The sequence below is a fragment of the Rathayibacter sp. AY2B9 genome, assembly GCF_002931595.1.
Taxonomy (GTDB): Bacteria; Actinomycetota; Actinomycetes; order Actinomycetales; family Microbacteriaceae; genus Rathayibacter.
Map to the genome: position 1 here is coordinate 28,080 of NZ_PSUB01000004.1, position 15,574 is coordinate 43,653.

Sequence of the window (15,574 nt, forward strand, 5' to 3'; positions counted from 1 at the left end):
TCGCGTCGGTCCTGCCGCGGATCAGGCGGGGCCCTCCTGGAGCCAGCGGCGGAAGGTCTGAACCATGTCGTTGTTCGTGAAGGGGGGCACGACGTGACCGAACTGGCCCCCGTCACCGGAGTGGTACGCGATGGTCGTCTCTCGCGCGACGGGCTGAGCGAGGCGGCGCAGCCGTCCGCCGTGGAGTTCGGCCGGCACGAGAGTGTCGGCCGAACCGGCGGTGATCCGCAGGCGCGTGCCCGTCCAGAGGGACTGCGGCAGGCGCGACGGGTTGCCCGCGCGCAGTGCGTTCACGTTGCCGCCGTACGCAGCGAGGACGCGGCCGGGGTCGCGCGCTTCGGTGTCCTCGATGTTGTAGACGCCGCTGGCGTGGTAGGCGCCGTAGATGTTCGGGACCAGACGGTTCGCGTAGGCCCAGCAGAGCAGAGCGCCGCCGCCGGAGTTCGAACGGAGGAAGCTCGCGCGGATCGACCACTGGCTCGTCACCCACTCGACGGCAGCCTTCTGAGCGGCGAGTGCGGGGGCGCTCGTGTAAGCGCTACTGCCGCTGTACTGCGGGCAGATGCTGACGAATCCCTGGTCCACGAGCTTTTCGGCAGAGTTCTTGTAGGCGCCGGAGAGCGCCTTCCAGTCGCTCCCGCTCGCGTGGTAGTACCAGACGACCGGCACCGAGAGGTTCTTGCCCGGCACAGCGCTGTGCGGCACGAAGAGGCGCGCGGGATCGTTGCCGATCTTCACGTCGATGACCTCGTACGGCTTGCCGCCGGACTCTGAGCGGACGGTGTCGAGGCGCGAGACCTCGCCCGGGAGCCTCGGGATCACGCTGTAGTTCGGCGCGGCGAGCGCCGGCGTCGCTACGAGAGCGGAGGCGGTCGCGGCGGCTCCGACAGCGGAGGCGGCGAGCAGGAGGCGGCGCGAGAGGCCGCGCGGGGTGTCAGTCATATCGAGAATCCTTCGGAGCTTTCGCCATCAGTGTCGAGTCGGCCGACCATTCCGAATTCGACGCACATGAAGTGACGTCCGGCCCCCCAACCCATTCGAGAGTGTACGGGCCGCGGATGACGCGTGGATGTCGTTCTCATCACGTCTGGTCGCTCGGGCGGGGATCAGCGGGAGGAGGGGAAGAGTCGGCGGGAGAGGCCCGAGGACTTCTCGGCCGTCTCGTGCACCACGAAGGGCACGGCGGAATCGGCGGAGACGACCCGCCTCGCCGCGGCGAGTTCGAGCGTCTCGCGGGAGAGGCCCTCGATGTCGACGGTGACCGCGAGGCCGGAGTCGGCCAGGCGCGTGGCGATCTGCACCTGGTGGTCGTCGACGTGCTCGCCGAACGAGGCGCGGCGCGGAACCAGGATCGGCACCCGGCCCTGCTCGATGGCGCTGAGCGCGGTGCCCACTCCCCCGTGCGCGATGACGACGTCGGCCGCCTTCATCGCGGCGTTGAGCTCGTCGTGCGGCACGGAGTGGCGGCCGTCGATCCCGAGACCGGAGACGTCGTTCGCCCCGGTCTGCCAGAGCACCTCCACGCCCTCGAGCAGCGGCGCGAGCGCGGCGAAGAAGCGGGGGAACGGGTAGCCGTCCTGCGTGCCGACCGAGACCACGGCGCGGCGGATCGCCTGCGGGACGACGTCCTCGACGCGGTAGGTGTCGAAGATCGAGCCGCCGAAGCTCCAGCGGTCGTCGGCCCAGGAGCGGTACTGCGTGTAGGTCGAGACGGCGGGGACCCGGGCGAGGATCCGACCGGTCATCGACGGGCCGAGCACGCGGGCGGCGCTCTCGATGTAGTGCGCGGGGATGCCGCGCGAGGCCGCGAGCGGCAGGAAGGAGAGGGCGGGGCTGGCGCCGGTGCTGAAGACGGCGTCGAAGGAGCCGCGGGCCAGCAGGGAGCGGCCGATCATCGCGTTGCGGAGCACCGGCATAACGGCGCGGGGCGGCGGATCGGCGAGGTGGGTCACGCGCCGGTCGGCGAGGAGGGTGCGGCTGAGGGCGCTGTCGACGGTCGCCCAGTGCTGCTCCTCCGGGTCGACTCCGAGGAGCCCCGAGAGCGCGAACATCTCCTTGAGATGCCCGCCGCCGGAGCAGACGAAGAGATACGAAGCCATACGCGCCTTCACTGGTGATGATCGGGATAACAGGCGTGTGGATGATCGATCGTCCGCCGAGAACGACCCCCCGGTCCCTGGTGCAGAAGTCGCCCGATCATAGCAGGGAGGGTCTCCGAGGGGCACTTCTCTGAGAGAACTGTTCACCTCGCCGGAAAGCGATAGCGGCTCATTCGACAGGCGATATCCGCTCACTTCTCCGGAGGGTGGAAAGCGATATCCGCTCGATTCGGGGATGGCCGGGAACGTCGCTCGGCACCCCGATAGCGGACCGGCCGATTCCCGTCGATCACCTGCACCGCACGGGCCGCGCGCGTAGCGTCGGACCACCGGCGCAGAGGCCGGTCGACCCAGGAGGAGCGCCATGAGCGACAACGAGCAGAACAGCCCCGTGATGGACGGAGCCGAGGACGCCAGCAACGACGAGAAGCTCGGCGGCCTGATCGACCAGGTCGAGCACGACCACGGAGCCGAGGGCGCCGGCGCGATGGCCGACGCGCTCCGCGACCGCGCCGACGAGACCGACACCGAGATCACCGAGGAGTCGGACGCGTCCGGCCCGGTCGAGGACAGCGGCACCGCCCAGGTGTGAGCGACGGGGCCCGGAGGACGACTCCGGGCCCCGATCCCGGATCGCCGGGGTGAGCGAGCAGCCCGGAAGCGCCGGTGGAGCTCCGGATCGCTCGCGAGAGCGGCCCGGCGAGCGCCGCCCGATGTGCACCGGAGCGGCCCGGCGAGCGCCGCCCCACCCCCAAAGCCCTGTTTGACGGTGCGGGAGCCGCCGGACACCATGGCCGCATGTCCTCTCTCGACGAGCTGCGCGCCACCGCGCATCCGATCCGCCTCCGCCTGCTGTCCCTGGTCACGGGAGCGGCGATGAGCGCCGCGGAGGCCGCCCGCGAGCTGCAGCTGTCGCAGGCGACGGCGAGCTACCACTTCCGCGTGCTGGAGCGCGCCGGGCTCGTGGCCGTCGTCGAGACCGTGCGCCTGCGGGGCGGAGAGGCGAAGCGGTACCGGCACGAGGCCTCCGGAAGGCCCTTCGACGTGACGGCGTCCGTGGACGCCGGGCCGGAGGAGGAGCGGGACCTGCACCTCGAGGCCCTGATCGAGGAGCTCCGGCGGCGCTCGTCGAGCCGGGCGGACGGTCCTCAGCTCTCGACGGACGCGGAGCTCTGGGTCGACCCCGAGGTCTGGCGGCGGGTCGTGCGGCACGTCGGGGAGGCGTCCGCGCTGCTGCACGCGGCGGCCCGGCCGCCGAGGACGCCCGGTACCGCACCGGTGTCGATGACGACCGCGATGTTCCCGCTCCGCCGGCCGTGACCCGCGACGGGCGCGGGCCGCTGGCGCACGGTCCTCTCGCGCACGGCCCCTTCCGCTGGCTCCTCGCCGCCCGCACGACCGGGGTCCTCGGCAACGCCGTCGCTCCGATCGCCCTGGCCTTCGCCGTGCTGGACCTGACGGGCTCGCCGACGGACCTCGGACTCGTCGTCGCCGCGCGCTCCCTCGCCAACGTCGCCGTCCTGCTGCTCGGCGGCGTCCTCGCCGACCGGCTCCCCCGCTCCGTGATCCTCGTCGGCACCTCGCTCGCGGCGGCAGCCACTCAGGCCGCGGTCGCCGTGACGGTGATCACGGGGACGGCGACCGTCGCGGCCCTGGTCGTGCTCAGCGTGCTCAACGGCGCCGTCGCGGCGATGAGCCTGCCCGCCGCGGCCGCCCTCGTCCCCGAGACGGTGCCGGTCGGCGAGCTCCGCCCGGCGAACGCCCTGCTCCGCCTGGGCCTGAACGGCGGGAGCATCGTCGGCGCCTCGGCCGGGGCCGCGCTCGTCGCACTGGTGGGTCCCGGGTGGGGGCTGGCGGTCGACGCCGCGGGCTTCGCCCTGGCCGCGGTCCTCTACTCCCGTGTGCGGCTGCCGCGGACGGTCCGCTCGGGCCCGGGCGCCTCCGTCCTCGCCGACCTCCGCGAGGGGTGGCGGGAGTTCACGAGCCGGCGCTGGGTGTGGATCGTCGTGGCGCAGTTCACCGCCGTCAACGCCGCGTTCGTCGGCGCGACCACGGTCCTCGGCCCGGTCGTCGCCGATCGGTCCTTCGGTCGAGCGGCGTGGGGACTCGTGATCGCCGCGCAGACCGTCGGTCTGGTGATCGGGGCCGTGATCGCGCTGCGCTGGCGGCCCCGCCGTGCGCTGGGGGCGGGCGTCGCCCTCATGGCGGTGACGGCCGTCCCGGTCGCCGCCCTCGGAGCCGTCCCGGCGCTCCCCGCCCTCCTCCTCGCCTTCGCCCTCGGCGGAGTCGCGCTCGAGATCTTCGCCATCGCCTGGGACCAGACGCTGCAGACCCATGTCCCCCGCGAGGCGCTCGCCCGGGTCTACTCCTACGACATGGTCGGCTCCTTCCTCGCCGTGCCGCTCGGGGAGGCGCTCGTGGGCCCGCTCGCCGACCTCGTCGGGCTCGACCGCACCCTGCTCGGCTGCGCCGCGGTCGTCCTCGTCGCCTCGCTCCTCGCAGCCTCCAGCAGGAGCGTCCGCGGGGTGGGCACGGACCACCCGCGGCCGGAGACGCTCTAACGCGTCCCGGGAGGTGCGGGTGAGGGGGCGAGCGGTCGGAGGTGCCGGAGGATCCGCTCCGACTAGGCCGCGAGCCCTCCCTCGGGAACCGGGGACGGAGGGTCGTCACCGAGGAGCGGCGCCTGCTCGGGCTCGGCGGCGACGACCATGTCGCGCCCGGACGCGGGGGTGAGGAGCTCGCGCAGCCAGAGGCGGTTCACGGCGTGCAGCCGGGGACGATCGAAGCGGTACTCCAGCACCGCGTTCGGCTGCACGAGGATCGCGTGCGAGCGCGGCTCCGACTCCTGCAGCGTCCTCCAGGTCAAGCGGAACGGCTGTCCCTGCTCCATCCGCGCGCGCACCGCGATCCGCACGTGCGCGAGCGTCGGTCCTCGAACTCGATCCGGCGCCGCCAGGCGCCGAAGATCAGCACTCCCACAGGGGCTCTCCTCATCGTGTCGGTCGAGCAGCCCGCAGAACGGCGGGGGCGGCGGGCGCGAGGCTCGCAGGGCCGGACCGCCATCGGACGGTCCGGTCGTGGGGACCGGAGTAGAGGTGGGTCCGAGGCTGGTCCCTTCCCGGAAGTGTGCGGACGGAGTGCGCTCCCGCGTCAGTCGGCGAAGATCGCGCCGACCGGCTCGCGCTTCTCGGCCTGGAAGCGGTCCTCGGCGCGGCCGAGAGCCCAGTAGGCCGAGAGCGAGAGCGCCCGGCGCTCCACGCCCCACTCGTCCTGCAGGAGGGCGCGCAGCTGCTTCATCGCGGTGCGCTCGCCGTGCGCGAAGACCTCGAGCACGCCCTCGGGCCTCCGCTCGGCCTGGACGGCCGCGACCAGCGCCCGGCCGGCCTCGAGACCGCCGCGGTGCAGCCAGCGCACCTCCACTCCGGCCGGAGCGGGAAGCGCGAGCTCGTCGGCGGCCGAGTCCACCTCGATCAGGACCAGGCCGCGGGCGTGCGCGGACATCCCCTCGAGGGCGGAGGCGATCGCCGGCAGAGCGGAGTCGTCGCCGAGCAGCAGGTGCACGGCCTCGGGGTCGGCGCTCGGCGACCAGGCGCCGCCGGGCGCGGAGAGGGCGATCCGGTCGCCGGGAGCCGCGGCGAGCGCCCACGGTCCCGCCACTCCCTCGTCCCCGTGCACGACGAAGTCGACGGCGATCGAGCGCCGCTCGAGGTCGACCGAGCGGACGGTGTAGGTGCGGCGCACGGGCAGCTGCTCGGGGGCGACGCTCGCCCGGAGCGCGTCGAGGTCGAAGGGCGGCTGGAGGTCGGAGCCGCGCGGCGGGAGCAGGAGCTTCACGTAGCGGTCGGTCGCGGCGAGGCGCTCGGGGTCGGACTCGGCGAGGAACGCGTCGAGCCCGTCGCCGCCGAGGTGCACGCGGACCAGGTGGCCGGTGAGGTGCTCGGTCCGCAGCACGGTGAGCACGTGCTGGCTGCGGGCGCGGCGCGGGCGGTCGGGGGACGGGGCGGCGTCGGTCATCCGTCCAGCATGCCCGGTCGTGCTCGGTGCGGGCCGAGTGCAGGCCGCTCGCGGACGGGCGCCGAGGGGTCACGCACGGTCGCTTCGGGAAGGAGACAGGGACCTTTCGTGACGCATCGGAGCAGGCCGACGCGAGGCCAGGACGTCGCGGCGGCGCCGAGCGCGAGGCGGCGGCGCGGGCGCGCGTGCGGACGAGCGGGCGTCGAAGGGTCACGAACGGTCGCTTCGGGAGGACGGAAGGAGCCGTTCGCGACGCATCGGAGCAGGCCGGGACGTCGCGGCGGCGCCGAGCGCGAGGTGGCGGCGCGGGCGCGCGTACGGATGAGCGGGCGCCGAAAGGTCACGATCGGTCACTTCGGGAGGACGGAAGGAGCCGTTCGCGACGCATCGGAGCAGGCCGAGGCGGGACCGGGACGTCGCGGCGGGGATCCGCGCGAGGCGGCGGCACGGGCGGGCGTGCGGACGAGCGGGCACCGAGGGGTCACGAACGGTCGCTTCGGGAGGACGGAAGGAGCCGTTCGTGACGCATCGGAGCAGGCCGGGGCGAGGCCGGGGCATCGCGGCGGGGATCCGCGCGAGGCGGCGGCGCGGGCGGGCGCTGATCCGTCGCTCACGGCCTGCGGAGGAGCGCAGGACGGGCCGTCCGCGACGGATCGGAGCGGGCCGGGCGCGACTGGGCGCCGCATGCGGAGCGAGCGCGGGCCTGCCGGAGGGCGCCGGGCGTCGATCCGTCACGAACGGCCCGTGCGGGAGGACGGAACGGGCCGTCAGCGACGGATCGGAGCGGGCGGCCGGAGGCCGGGCCGACGGAGCGGAGCGGACAGCAGCGCCCGTCGGCGGAGCGGGCGGCGCCGCGGCCGGTCAGCCCGGCGCCCGCGGGCGGGGCGGGCGGCGCCGCGGCCGACGGAGGGGAGCGGACAGCAGCGCACGTCGGCGGAGCGGGTGGCGCCCCGGCCGACGGCCCGGCGGACGGCCCGGCGGGAGGCCGGTGGCGCGAGGTGCGCTCGCGCGGGGCGCGGCGGCGGAGGCGCGCCTACTCTCGCGGGATGACTGCGACGGCTCCGCGACTCCGGCACGACCGACTGGTCGCCCCCGATGTGCTGCGCGGAGTGGCGGTGGCGGCCATGCTCGTCGCGCACGCGATGCCGCTCGTGCCGAGCGCGCGCACGGGGGTCGTCGGGTTCCTGGCGTGGAACATCAACGATCTCGCGTCGCCGCTGTTCGCGCTGGTGATGGCAATGTCGGCGGCCCTGGTGCTCGCGCGGCCCGGTGCCTCCCCCGGGCGGGTGCTGCTGCGGAACGCGATCCGCGGCGCGGTGCTCGTGGCGCTCGGCGTCTGGCTCGAGACCTGGGGCAGCTGGATCGCGATCGTGCTGCAGTACCTCGGCGTCGTGCTCGTGCTCGGCACGCCGCTGCTCCTCCTCCGCTCCCGGACGATCGCCGCGCTGGCCGCCGTGCTCGCGCTCGCCGCCGGGCCCGTGAACGCCGCGGTCGCCGCCGCCGCATCCGGCTCTCCGCTCGCCCTCTGGCTCTTCACCGGGCCGAGCTACCGCGCGACCAACCTGCTCCCCTTCTTCCTCCTCGGAGCCCTGCTGCTGCGGCACGGCGCGCAGCGGGACCGGCTGCTGCCGGTGCTCGCGGCGGTCGCGGTCGTCGCGTATCCGGTGCGGCCGCTGGTCGCGCTCCTGCTCGGCGTGGAGTCGCCCTCCGGCAGCCTCCCGGACACCCTGCACGACCTCGGGCTCGTGCTCCTGGCCTACGTCGCGGTGGTGCTGCTGACCACGTCGCGCTCCACCGCTGTCCAGCGGCTGCTGGTGCCGCTCCGGGCGATCGGCACGCTCGCGCTCTCGGTCTACGTGCTGCAGGTGGCGCTCGTCGCAGCGCTCGCGCGGGCGGGCCTCGGCTACTCCGCCGACACTCCGCTCGCCGCTCTCGCCCTCGTGCTCGGTTTGTGCACGGCAGCCGTGCTGTGGTGGCGGTTCCTCGGTGCCGGCCCCGTCGAGCGGCTGACGGCGCGGCTCACCGGGCTCGTGCCGCGCTGAGCCGCCCGGCGGCCCGGACGAAGCCCGCGGCGAGGACCTGGATCCGCGGCGAGGACCTGAGCCCGCTGCGGCCCGCGGCGAGCTCGCCCGAGCTCACAAGGTCCGCAGCGACCCCGGCTGATCCCTCAGAGCCCGGCAGCCCGCACACGGGCGCAGGCCGCCGGGCGTCCTCTCCCTCAGCGCGCGAGCGCCGACGCCTCCTTCGCGAGGGCCGGGCCGTGCGCCGCGAGCACCAGGTCGCGCACCGCGGTGGCCGGGAGCGACGCGGCTCCGGCCGGCAGCAGGTCCGCGTCCGAGGCCAGCACGAGCGGGGTGTCGGCCGATGAGGACGGCAACCTCCCGTGCGTGCCGCGCACGAGCGACGCGTCCAGCGGCACCAGGTTCATCGCGTAGCGCAGCCCCAGCGCCTTCTTGGCGAGGTTGCCCGCCGCCTTCGCCTTCACCAGCGGGTCGGCCGGGTCGAAGAAGAGCTCGGCCGGGTCGTAGCCGGGCTTGCGGTGGATGTCGACGCCGCGGGCGAAGTCGGGCGCGCGGTAGTCGTCGAGCCAGTAGTAGTAGGTGAACCACGCCCCCGGCCGGGCGACCACGACGAACTCGCCCGAGCGCTCGTGGTCGAGGCCGTAGCGGGCCTGCGCCTCCCGGTCGAGAACCTCGTCGACGCCGTCGAGCCCCTCGAGGATCGAGCGCACCCGCGGCAGGTCCGCCGCGTCCTGCACGTAGACGTGGGCGACCTGGTGGTCGGCGACGGCGAACGCGCGCGACGTCCACGGGTCCAGCTGCTCCCGGCCGTCCTGCACGTAGACCTCGAGCAGGCCCTCGCGGCGGAGCGCCCGGTTCACGTCGACCGGGGTGTCGGCGTCGGCGATCCCGTACTCGGCGACCACGATCACCGACGCGCCCAGCGCCTCCGCGTCGTCGAGCAGCGGAGCGAGCACCACGTCGAGCTCCGACGCGGCCCGGCGCGCCTCGGGCGAGTCCGGTCCGAAGCGCTGGAGGTCGTAGTCGAGGTGCGGCAGGTACGCCGTGGTCAGCTCGGGCGGGCCGGAGCCGTCGCCCGCCAGCACATGCCGGGTCGCGTCGACCATCCACTGGGTCGAGCGGAGCGACGCGGTCGGTCCCCAGTACTGGAACAGCGGGAAGGCGCCGAAGCGCGAGACCAGCTCGTCGTGCAGCGCCGGCGGGCGCACGTACGCGTCCGGCGACTTGCGGCCGTCGGCGTGGTAGATCGGGCGCGGAGTGACGGTGACGTCGGTCGTCGCCCCCATCGCGTACCACCAGCCGATGTTGGCCGCGCGGTACGGCTCCCCGCTCAGCCGGCGCGCGGTCTCCCAGACCTTCTCCCCCGTGACCAGGCGGTTGTGCTGGCGCCACAGGTGCACCTCGCCGAGGTCGCGGAAGTACCAGCCGTTGCCGACGATCCCGTGCTGCGCGGGCATCGAGCCGGTGAGCATGGTCGACTGCACGCTGCAGGTGACCGCGGGCAGGACCGTGTCCAGCGGCAGGCGCCCGCCCCCTCGGGCCAGCCGCGAGAGGCGGGGCATGTCGGCGAGCGCCGTCGAGGTCAGCCCGACCACGTCGAGCAGCAGCACGGGCATCACAGCGCCGCCGCCTGCGGGAGGAGGGGCACCAGCAGCGCCTCTCGGGAGGCAGGCGTGAGCAGGTGCGCGGCCGCCCAGGCGAGCTCGGCGCCGATGCCCGTCGAGAGGTCGCTCGGGGCGTCGGCGAGCACCGACCAGGTGTAGGTCTCGACGTCGAGGTGGATCTCGTCGTACGGCCAGGCGGCGTCGACCGCCGAGACCGCCTCCGCCAGGACGGCCGTGGTGGCCGAGAGCGGCGCCTCCGGCCGGTGATGCAGCGGCACGTGGAAGTGCACGCGCCACGGGCCGGTGCCGGGGAGCGTGCCCAGCGCCTCGGGCAGGTCGTCGACGCGGAGCACTCCGTCGATCCCGTTCTCGCGGGTCTGGTGCAGGTAGCGCTTCTCGACGAACGGGGTGAGCGCGGCGCGGCCCGAGGGGTCCTCCAGGTGGAGCGCGGCCGAGGCCTGCACCTTGACCACGCGCAGGCCCGCGTCGCGGATGCGGCGGACGGCCGAGACCGGGTCGGCGAAGGAGACGGCGAGGTGGCAGGTGTCCAGGCACACGCCCACGTACGCCGGGTCGACCACTCCGATGCGCGGGTGCAGCCAGTCGACGACGTCGTCCACGGTGTCGAGGATGCAGCCGGGCTCGGGCTCGATCGCCAGGCGGATCGCGTGGCCCGTGGAGCGGCGCAGGTCGCGCAGCTCCTCGACGAGCCGGGCGAGGTTCCGGCAGGCGGCCTCGTCCTGCTCCCGCCCCCAGCCCTCGCGCCAGCCCAGCGGCAGCGTCGAGATGCTGCCGTCGGCGCCGGCGGGCAGCAGGTCGGCCAGGATCCGCGCGCAGTCGATCGTGTACTGCAGGCGCTCCGGCGTGGTCCAGTCGGGGCGGTAGACGTCGAGCTTCACGACCTCGGCGTGGAACGCGGCGTACGGGAAGGCGTTGAGCGTGCGCACCTCCAGGCCGTTGCGCTGCAGGGCCGCGCGGAGGACGGCGCGGTCCTCGGCGCTGGCGACCAGGCGGGCCGCGAGGTCGCGCGGGATCCACAGGCCGACTCCGACCAGGGCGAGCCCTGCGGCCACGCGCGCGGGTCCGGCGTACACGTCGAGCTGGCGGACGACTCCGGCCAGGTCCTCGGCGGGATGGACGTTGGTGCAGTAGGAGAGGTGCATCACACGACCTCCGCCACGCGCGGGGCGCCCCGGAGCACGGAGTTGCCCTCGAAGGTGCGGCCGGCCGACTCCTGCACGTCGAAGCCCGCGACGGGCGAGGGGTCCAGGCGTCCGCTCTGCCCGTAGAACTCGACCGGGTTCTGCCAGAGCAGCCGGTCCACGTCGCCCGCGCTGAAGCCGGCGACGAGGAGGAGGCGGCCGGTCTTCGCGGTCGTGAGCGGGTCGGAGCGGCCCCAGTCGGCGGCGGAGTTGACCAGCACGCGGTCCAGCCCGATCCGCTCGACCAGCGTCACCAGGCGGGTCTCGTCCATCTTCGTGTCGGGGTAGATGGAGAAGCCCATCCAGCAGCCGGAGTCGCGGACCGCGTCGACGGTGACCTCGTTGAGGTGGTCGACGAGGACCCGCCCGGGCTCGAGCCCCGAGTCGGCGACGACCTCGAGGGTGCGGCGGGTGCCCGACTCCTTGTCGCGGTGCGGAGTGTGCACCATCGCGGGGAGGCCGTGCTCGCCGGCGAGCTCGAGCTGCTGGCGGAAGACCTGGTCCTCCTCGGGGGTGAGCGAGTCGTAGCCGGTCTCGCCGACCGCGACGACGCCGTCCTTGGCGAGGTAGCGGTCGAGCTCGGGCAGGACCGCCCGGCAGCGCGGGTCGTTCGCCTCCTTCGGGTTGAGCCCGATGGTGCAGTGGTGGCGGATGCCGAACTGCGCGGCGCGGAAGCGCTCCCAGCCGATCAGGGCGTCGAAGTAGTCCGTGAACGAGCCGACGTTCGTGCGCGGCTGGCCGAGCCAGAAGGAGGGTTCGACGACCGCGCGGACGCCGGCGTCGAACATCGCCTGGTAGTCGTCGGTGGTGCGGGAGGTCATGTGGATGTGCGGGTCGAAGATGCGCATCGTCGCGCCTTTCTCATCGGTGGTGGTGCCCCGCGGTCGGGGCGGCGTGCGGGGGCGGTCAGCTCGGCAGGAGCACCGCCAGATCGTCCGGGAGCGGGCGCCCGGCCGCGCGGCGCTCGTCGGCGAAGCGGCCGGCCATCGCGCGCAGCTCGGCGTCGCTGCGCTCCTCCAGCCCGGCGACCGCCGCGAGCGGGACGCCGAGGAAGACGAGCTTGAGCACCCCGTGCCGCCAGGCGTGCGCGTCGAGGTGGCGGCGGGCGAAGGAGCCCATCGCCGCGGCGACGAGCCGGGTGTCGTTGGCGCGCAGGGCGTCGGCGGTCAGCTCGAGGCCGGCGAGGGTCGTCGCCGGTCCCGGGTCGCCGAGGGCGTTCAGCCCGGCCAGCACTCCGCGGCGCTCGGCGCCGTCCCCGCCGCGGTACAGGCGGAGGAGGAGAGCGGCCAGGTCGTCGTCGCCGAGCGCCTGCGCGGCGGCCTGCACCAGGGCGGCGCGGGCCGCGTCGTCGTGCGTGCCGTGGACGAGGCCGTGCGGGTCCTCGGCGGGCCGGAGCGGCTCGCGTCCGGCCTCGCGGCCCGCGGCGGGGAAGAAGCGCTCGATCCGCGACGGGCGCTCGAGGACGGCGGAGCGGGCGGCCGCGGTCCACGGGTGCTCGACGTGCGAGGAGGCGCCGCCGAGCGCCTCCTCCATCGCCGCGAGGCTCGCCACGGCCAGGCGGGGCGCGTCGTGCGAGTGCCGGGGCAGCTCGACGGCGGCGATCCCGCGGTAGCCGATCTCGGCGAGGGTCGCGAAGGCGGCCGCGAGGTCGAGCGATCCGGTGCCGAGCTCGAGGTGCTCGTGCCGCTCCGGGAGCATGTCGTCGACCTGCACGTTCAGCAGCAGGTCCCCGGCGCTGCGGAGGGCTCCGACCACGCCGTCCGGCTCCACCACGACGCAGTGGCCGAGGTCGACCGTCAGCCCGACCGACTCCGGGTCGCCGAGCTCGCGGCGCAGCAGCAGCGCGTCGGCGACCGTCTCCACCAGCATCCCCGGCTCGGGCTCGACGGCCAGCCGCACGCCGTGGCGCTCGGCCGTCGCGACGACGCCGCGCATGCGCTCGACGAGCAGCCGCCAGGCAGCGGCCGCATCGGCGCCCGCCGGCACGACCCCCGACCAGAGGGAGACGGCGTCGGCGCCCAGCAGCGCGGCGATCTCGATCGCGCGCTCGAGGAAGCGGACGCGGGGGCCGGCTTCCTCGTCGACCAGCGTGGGGCGGTGCTTCGCGAACGGGTCGAGCAGGTACCGCGCGCCCGTCTCGACGACCACGCGCAGGCCCGATTCGTCGAGCCGCGACCGGAGCGCCAGCGTCCGCTCGCGCCAGTCGGCTGCGAAGGGATCGAGGTGCGGGTGCCCGAGGGTGAGCGCGACGGCGCGGTACCCCGCGGCGTGGATCACCGTGAGCGCGTCGTCGAGGGTGTGGTCGGCGAAGCCGTTGGTGCCGTAGCCGAGGACGGGTCCGGTGGCGCTCATGTGATGTCCGCCGTCCGCGGGCGGCGGAGCAGGAGGGAGCCGAGCGCGTCGAGCGCGAGCAGCGCCGCCCCCAGCTCGGGACGCTTCAGACCGGCGAGCGCGGCCTGCAGCGGGATCATCCCGGTGATGCCCGCGCGGGTGGCCGTCCGCGCGGCCGCGGCCGTCGGCGTCCGCACGGCCTGCAGCTGCGCGTAGAGCACGAGCAGGAGCCAGCGCCCGAGGCCCGCGGCGGCGACCGCGGCGGGGGCGGCCCGGCGCTCGGCCAGAGCGCCGGCTGCGGTGGACAGCGCGATCGCCGCGGTGCCGGCCGAGACCGCTCCCGCCGCGACCGGGGTGGTGCCGTGCACCTCGCCGCGCGAGAGCACGGTGACGCCGAGCGTGTGCGCGGCCACGGCGGCGGAGGCGGGGGCCGCCGCGCGCACGCCGTCGACGCCCGCGCCGAGCAGCACGTCGAGACCGCGACAGGCCGCCATCACGACCGGGCCCAGCGGAGTCGGCTTCGCGAGCAGGTCGTACGACCAGATCCCGGCCGCGAGCGGCAGTGAGAGCGCGAGCGAGCGCCGCCCGTCCACGACGGCCGCCACGGCGATCCCCGCCGCGGTCAGCGCCGCCGCCGTGCCCAGCGCCGCCGAGCGCCGGATGCGCCCCGAGGGGATCGGCCGCTCGGGCCGCTCCCGGGCGTCGAGCTCGGCGTCCGCGTAGTCGTTGAGCGCCATGCCCGCCGAGTAGAGCAGCGCCGAGGACAGCGGGAGCGCGACCGTGCGCGCTCCCACTCCGCGGCCCGCCCACGCTCCGCCCGCGACGGTGTCGCCGATCACGGTCAGCGCGGCCTTCGCGCGGACCAGCTCGAGGTAGTCGCGCAGCTCAGCCATCGCTCCGCGTCCCGCTCGTCACCGGGGTGCGGCGCTCGGCGACGAGGGCGCCGGTGCGGGCGGACCAGGCCACCAGCTCCGCCGTCTGCTCGGCGAAGCCGTGCACGTCGCTGCCCCACGGGTCCTTGAAGAAGAAGCCGAGCTCGCCGACGGGGCCCGAGACGCCGGCCTCGTCCGCGAGCGCCAGCAGGCGGGCGAGGTCGAGGATCAGCGGCGCCGCGAGGGCCGAGTCGTACGCCGACCAGATCGTCTGCACCGTGATCCGCGAGCCGAGGAAGCCCTCCGCGTGCACGTGGTCCCAGGCGGTCTTGACGTCGCCGAGGTCCGGGACGTTGTCGATGTGGAGCGGAGTGACGACGTCGTCGCCGAGGAGGGAGCGGAGTCCGCGGTTCTTCGAGACGAGCTTCGAGCGCACCGCCTCCGGGTCGGCGAGGGTCTGCCCGTCGCCGCCGCCGAGGAGGTTCGCCCCCGCCCACGAGAGCACGCGCATCCCGCGCGCCGTGAACATCGGCGCGAGCACGCTGCGGAGCAGGGTCTCCCCCGTCTTGCCGTCCTGGCCGGCGATCGGGATCCCGGCCTCGGCGGCCCACTCCTCCAGGGCGGGCAGAGCCAGCGCGGTCGAGGGAGTGAAGCAGGCGTAGGCCGCGCCCGCGACGACGGCCGAGAGGGCGGCGATCGAGCTCGGCGGCAGGAGGCGCTCGCCCGGACGCGCCAGGGCGGCGCGCAGAGCGGCGAGGTCGTGGAACTCGGGACGGTCGGCCGGCAGCACCTCGGTCGAGGCGACGTCGATCACGACGACCCGGGCGAGGCCGTGGCGCTCGCGGAAGGCGACGATGTCGGCGGCCCGGCGGTCGATCTCCTCCTGCTGCGACGCGGCGTCGGAGGGGGCGAGGCGGATCTCGGCGTCGGTCGCGTCGATCCGGTCGGCCACCTCGGCGACGACCGAGGTCGGGAACATGCCGCCGGCCGCGAGGCCCGTGGCCTTCTCGAGCAGCGGGGTCGGCGAGACGTCGTGGCCGCCGATGACGATGTCGGCGAACCCGGCGAGCGGGACGTCCTCGAAGGCGGGGGTCGCGGTGGCGCAGCCCGAGCTGGGCGCGGCTCCGGCGGCGATGGCGTGCAGGCCCACGGCGGCCGTGGTGGCGACGCTGCCCCGGGCCCCGATCAGCCAGAGGCCGATGCGCCCACTCGATCGGGGGGCGCCTGTGGTGGTGGTGTCGGACGAGGTCATCGTTCTCTCCTGTCTGGAAGGGCTGGCTGAGCGGCGATCGTCGGGGCGCACCCGGGCGATCGGAGTGGGGAGGGGCCACGGCCGGGCGCGCGTCGCGCCTCCGGCCGGCCGTGTTGCGCAGGACCCGCACGCAGGGCCCGCCGAGATTGCGCGACCGTGCGTCGACTGGTTTCCTCAGG

At 75.0% G+C, this 15,574-nt stretch carries 14 protein-coding genes; 4 read left to right on the forward strand and 10 right to left on the reverse strand.

The features are described from left to right. Positions 1-21: 21 nt before the first annotated feature. Positions 22-942 (reverse strand): hypothetical protein, encoded by a 921-nt coding sequence (locus tag C5C25_RS05430; protein WP_104249975.1) that lies wholly within the window; start codon positions 940-942, stop codon positions 22-24. A gap of 164 nt (positions 943-1,106) precedes the next feature. Next, positions 1,107-2,099, reverse strand: a complete 993-nt coding sequence (locus C5C25_RS05435) for a glycosyltransferase (protein ID WP_181133640.1) — start codon at positions 2,097-2,099, stop codon at positions 1,107-1,109. A gap of 364 nt (positions 2,100-2,463) precedes the next feature. Here C5C25_RS05435 and C5C25_RS16255 point away from each other — a divergent pair, with 364 nt between their 5' ends. The 3 genes from C5C25_RS16255 to C5C25_RS05445 all read left to right on the forward strand — a co-directional run bounded on the left by C5C25_RS16255 (position 2,464) and on the right by C5C25_RS05445 (position 4,660). Then, complete coding sequence (locus tag C5C25_RS16255; RefSeq protein WP_104222474.1) at positions 2,464-2,691, forward strand: hypothetical protein; 228 nt, start codon at positions 2,464-2,466, stop codon at positions 2,689-2,691. A 206-nt stretch (positions 2,692-2,897) separates the two neighbouring features. Continuing rightward, positions 2,898-3,419, forward strand: a complete 522-nt coding sequence (locus tag C5C25_RS05440; protein ID WP_104222473.1) for a helix-turn-helix domain-containing protein — start codon at positions 2,898-2,900, stop codon at positions 3,417-3,419. Beyond that, the gene (locus C5C25_RS05445) at positions 3,416-4,660 is read left to right on the forward strand and encodes an MFS transporter (RefSeq protein WP_244230576.1); all 1,245 of its coding nucleotides are present in this window, start codon (positions 3,416-3,418) and stop codon (positions 4,658-4,660) included. Before C5C25_RS05440 ends, C5C25_RS05445 begins: the two co-directional genes overlap by 4 nt. A 62-nt stretch (positions 4,661-4,722) precedes the next feature. On the opposite strand, the gene C5C25_RS05450 is transcribed toward C5C25_RS05445, so the two are convergent. Both C5C25_RS05450 and C5C25_RS05455 read right to left on the reverse strand, forming a co-directional pair. Then, on the reverse strand, positions 4,723-5,013 hold the full coding sequence (locus C5C25_RS05450) for a hypothetical protein (RefSeq protein ID WP_104249976.1): 291 nt from the start codon (positions 5,011-5,013) through the stop codon (positions 4,723-4,725). Positions 5,014-5,249: 236 nt separating this feature from the next. Further along, complete coding sequence (locus tag C5C25_RS05455; protein WP_104249977.1) at positions 5,250-6,113, reverse strand: siderophore-interacting protein; 864 nt, start codon at positions 6,111-6,113, stop codon at positions 5,250-5,252. Between the two features lie 1,046 nt (positions 6,114-7,159). Between C5C25_RS05455 and C5C25_RS05460 the strand changes: the two genes are divergently transcribed. Beyond that, positions 7,160-8,155 (forward strand): DUF418 domain-containing protein, encoded by a 996-nt coding sequence (locus C5C25_RS05460; RefSeq protein ID WP_104249978.1) that lies wholly within the window; start codon positions 7,160-7,162, stop codon positions 8,153-8,155. A gap of 176 nt (positions 8,156-8,331) precedes the next feature. On the opposite strand, the gene C5C25_RS05465 is transcribed toward C5C25_RS05460, so the two are convergent. From C5C25_RS05465 to C5C25_RS05490, 6 genes are read right to left on the reverse strand one after another with little or no spacing between them, the layout of a single operon-like run. Beyond that, positions 8,332-9,750, reverse strand: a complete 1,419-nt coding sequence (locus C5C25_RS05465) for an alkaline phosphatase family protein (protein ID WP_258069353.1) — start codon at positions 9,748-9,750, stop codon at positions 8,332-8,334. Further along, the gene (eboE, locus tag C5C25_RS05470) at positions 9,750-10,901 is read right to left on the reverse strand and encodes a metabolite traffic protein EboE (protein ID WP_104250092.1); all 1,152 of its coding nucleotides are present in this window, start codon (positions 10,899-10,901) and stop codon (positions 9,750-9,752) included. Before eboE ends, C5C25_RS05465 begins: the two co-directional genes overlap by 1 nt. Then, positions 10,901-11,788 carry a TatD family hydrolase gene (locus tag C5C25_RS05475; protein WP_104249980.1) on the reverse strand — a complete coding sequence of 296 codons (888 nt, stop codon included), beginning with the start codon at positions 11,786-11,788 and terminating at the stop codon, positions 10,901-10,903. The genes eboE and C5C25_RS05475 overlap by 1 nt, the downstream gene beginning before the upstream one ends. A gap of 58 nt (positions 11,789-11,846) precedes the next feature. Next, positions 11,847-13,292, reverse strand: coding sequence for an EboA domain-containing protein (locus tag C5C25_RS16800; RefSeq protein WP_104249981.1), 1,446 nt, complete (start codon positions 13,290-13,292; stop codon positions 11,847-11,849). Next, the gene (locus C5C25_RS05485) at positions 13,289-14,164 is read right to left on the reverse strand and encodes an SCO3242 family prenyltransferase (protein WP_219814381.1); all 876 of its coding nucleotides are present in this window, start codon (positions 14,162-14,164) and stop codon (positions 13,289-13,291) included. The genes C5C25_RS16800 and C5C25_RS05485 overlap by 4 nt, the downstream gene beginning before the upstream one ends. Next, on the reverse strand, positions 14,157-15,395 hold the full coding sequence (locus C5C25_RS05490; RefSeq protein ID WP_104226602.1) for an inositol-3-phosphate synthase: 1,239 nt from the start codon (positions 15,393-15,395) through the stop codon (positions 14,157-14,159). Before C5C25_RS05490 ends, C5C25_RS05485 begins: the two co-directional genes overlap by 8 nt. Positions 15,396-15,574 lie beyond the last annotated feature (179 nt).

Excerpts from the sequence above, each read along its gene's own strand:
- C5C25_RS05430 (WP_104249975.1), bottom strand. The coding sequence starts at position 942 with ATGACTGACACCCCGCGCGGCCTCTCGCGCCGCCTCCTGCTCGCCGCC.
- C5C25_RS05435 (WP_181133640.1), bottom strand. The coding sequence starts at position 2,099 with ATGGCTTCGTATCTCTTCGTCTGCTCCGGCGGCGGGCATCTCAAGGAG.
- C5C25_RS16255 (WP_104222474.1), top strand. The coding sequence starts at position 2,464 with ATGAGCGACAACGAGCAGAACAGCCCCGTGATGGACGGAGCCGAGGAC.
- C5C25_RS05440 (WP_104222473.1), top strand. The coding sequence starts at position 2,898 with ATGTCCTCTCTCGACGAGCTGCGCGCCACCGCGCATCCGATCCGCCTC.
- C5C25_RS05455 (WP_104249977.1), bottom strand. The coding sequence starts at position 6,113 with ATGACCGACGCCGCCCCGTCCCCCGACCGCCCGCGCCGCGCCCGCAGC.
- C5C25_RS05460 (WP_104249978.1), top strand. The coding sequence starts at position 7,160 with ATGACTGCGACGGCTCCGCGACTCCGGCACGACCGACTGGTCGCCCCC.
- C5C25_RS05465 (WP_258069353.1), bottom strand. The coding sequence starts at position 9,750 with ATGCCCGTGCTGCTGCTCGACGTGGTCGGGCTGACCTCGACGGCGCTC.
- eboE (WP_104250092.1), bottom strand. The coding sequence starts at position 10,901 with ATGCACCTCTCCTACTGCACCAACGTCCATCCCGCCGAGGACCTGGCC.
- C5C25_RS05475 (WP_104249980.1), bottom strand. The coding sequence starts at position 11,788 with ATGCGCATCTTCGACCCGCACATCCACATGACCTCCCGCACCACCGAC.
- C5C25_RS16800 (WP_104249981.1), bottom strand. The coding sequence starts at position 13,292 with ATGAGCGCCACCGGACCCGTCCTCGGCTACGGCACCAACGGCTTCGCC.
- C5C25_RS05485 (WP_219814381.1), bottom strand. The coding sequence starts at position 14,164 with ATGGCTGAGCTGCGCGACTACCTCGAGCTGGTCCGCGCGAAGGCCGCG.
- C5C25_RS05490 (WP_104226602.1), bottom strand. The coding sequence starts at position 15,395 with ATGACCTCGTCCGACACCACCACCACAGGCGCCCCCCGATCGAGTGGG.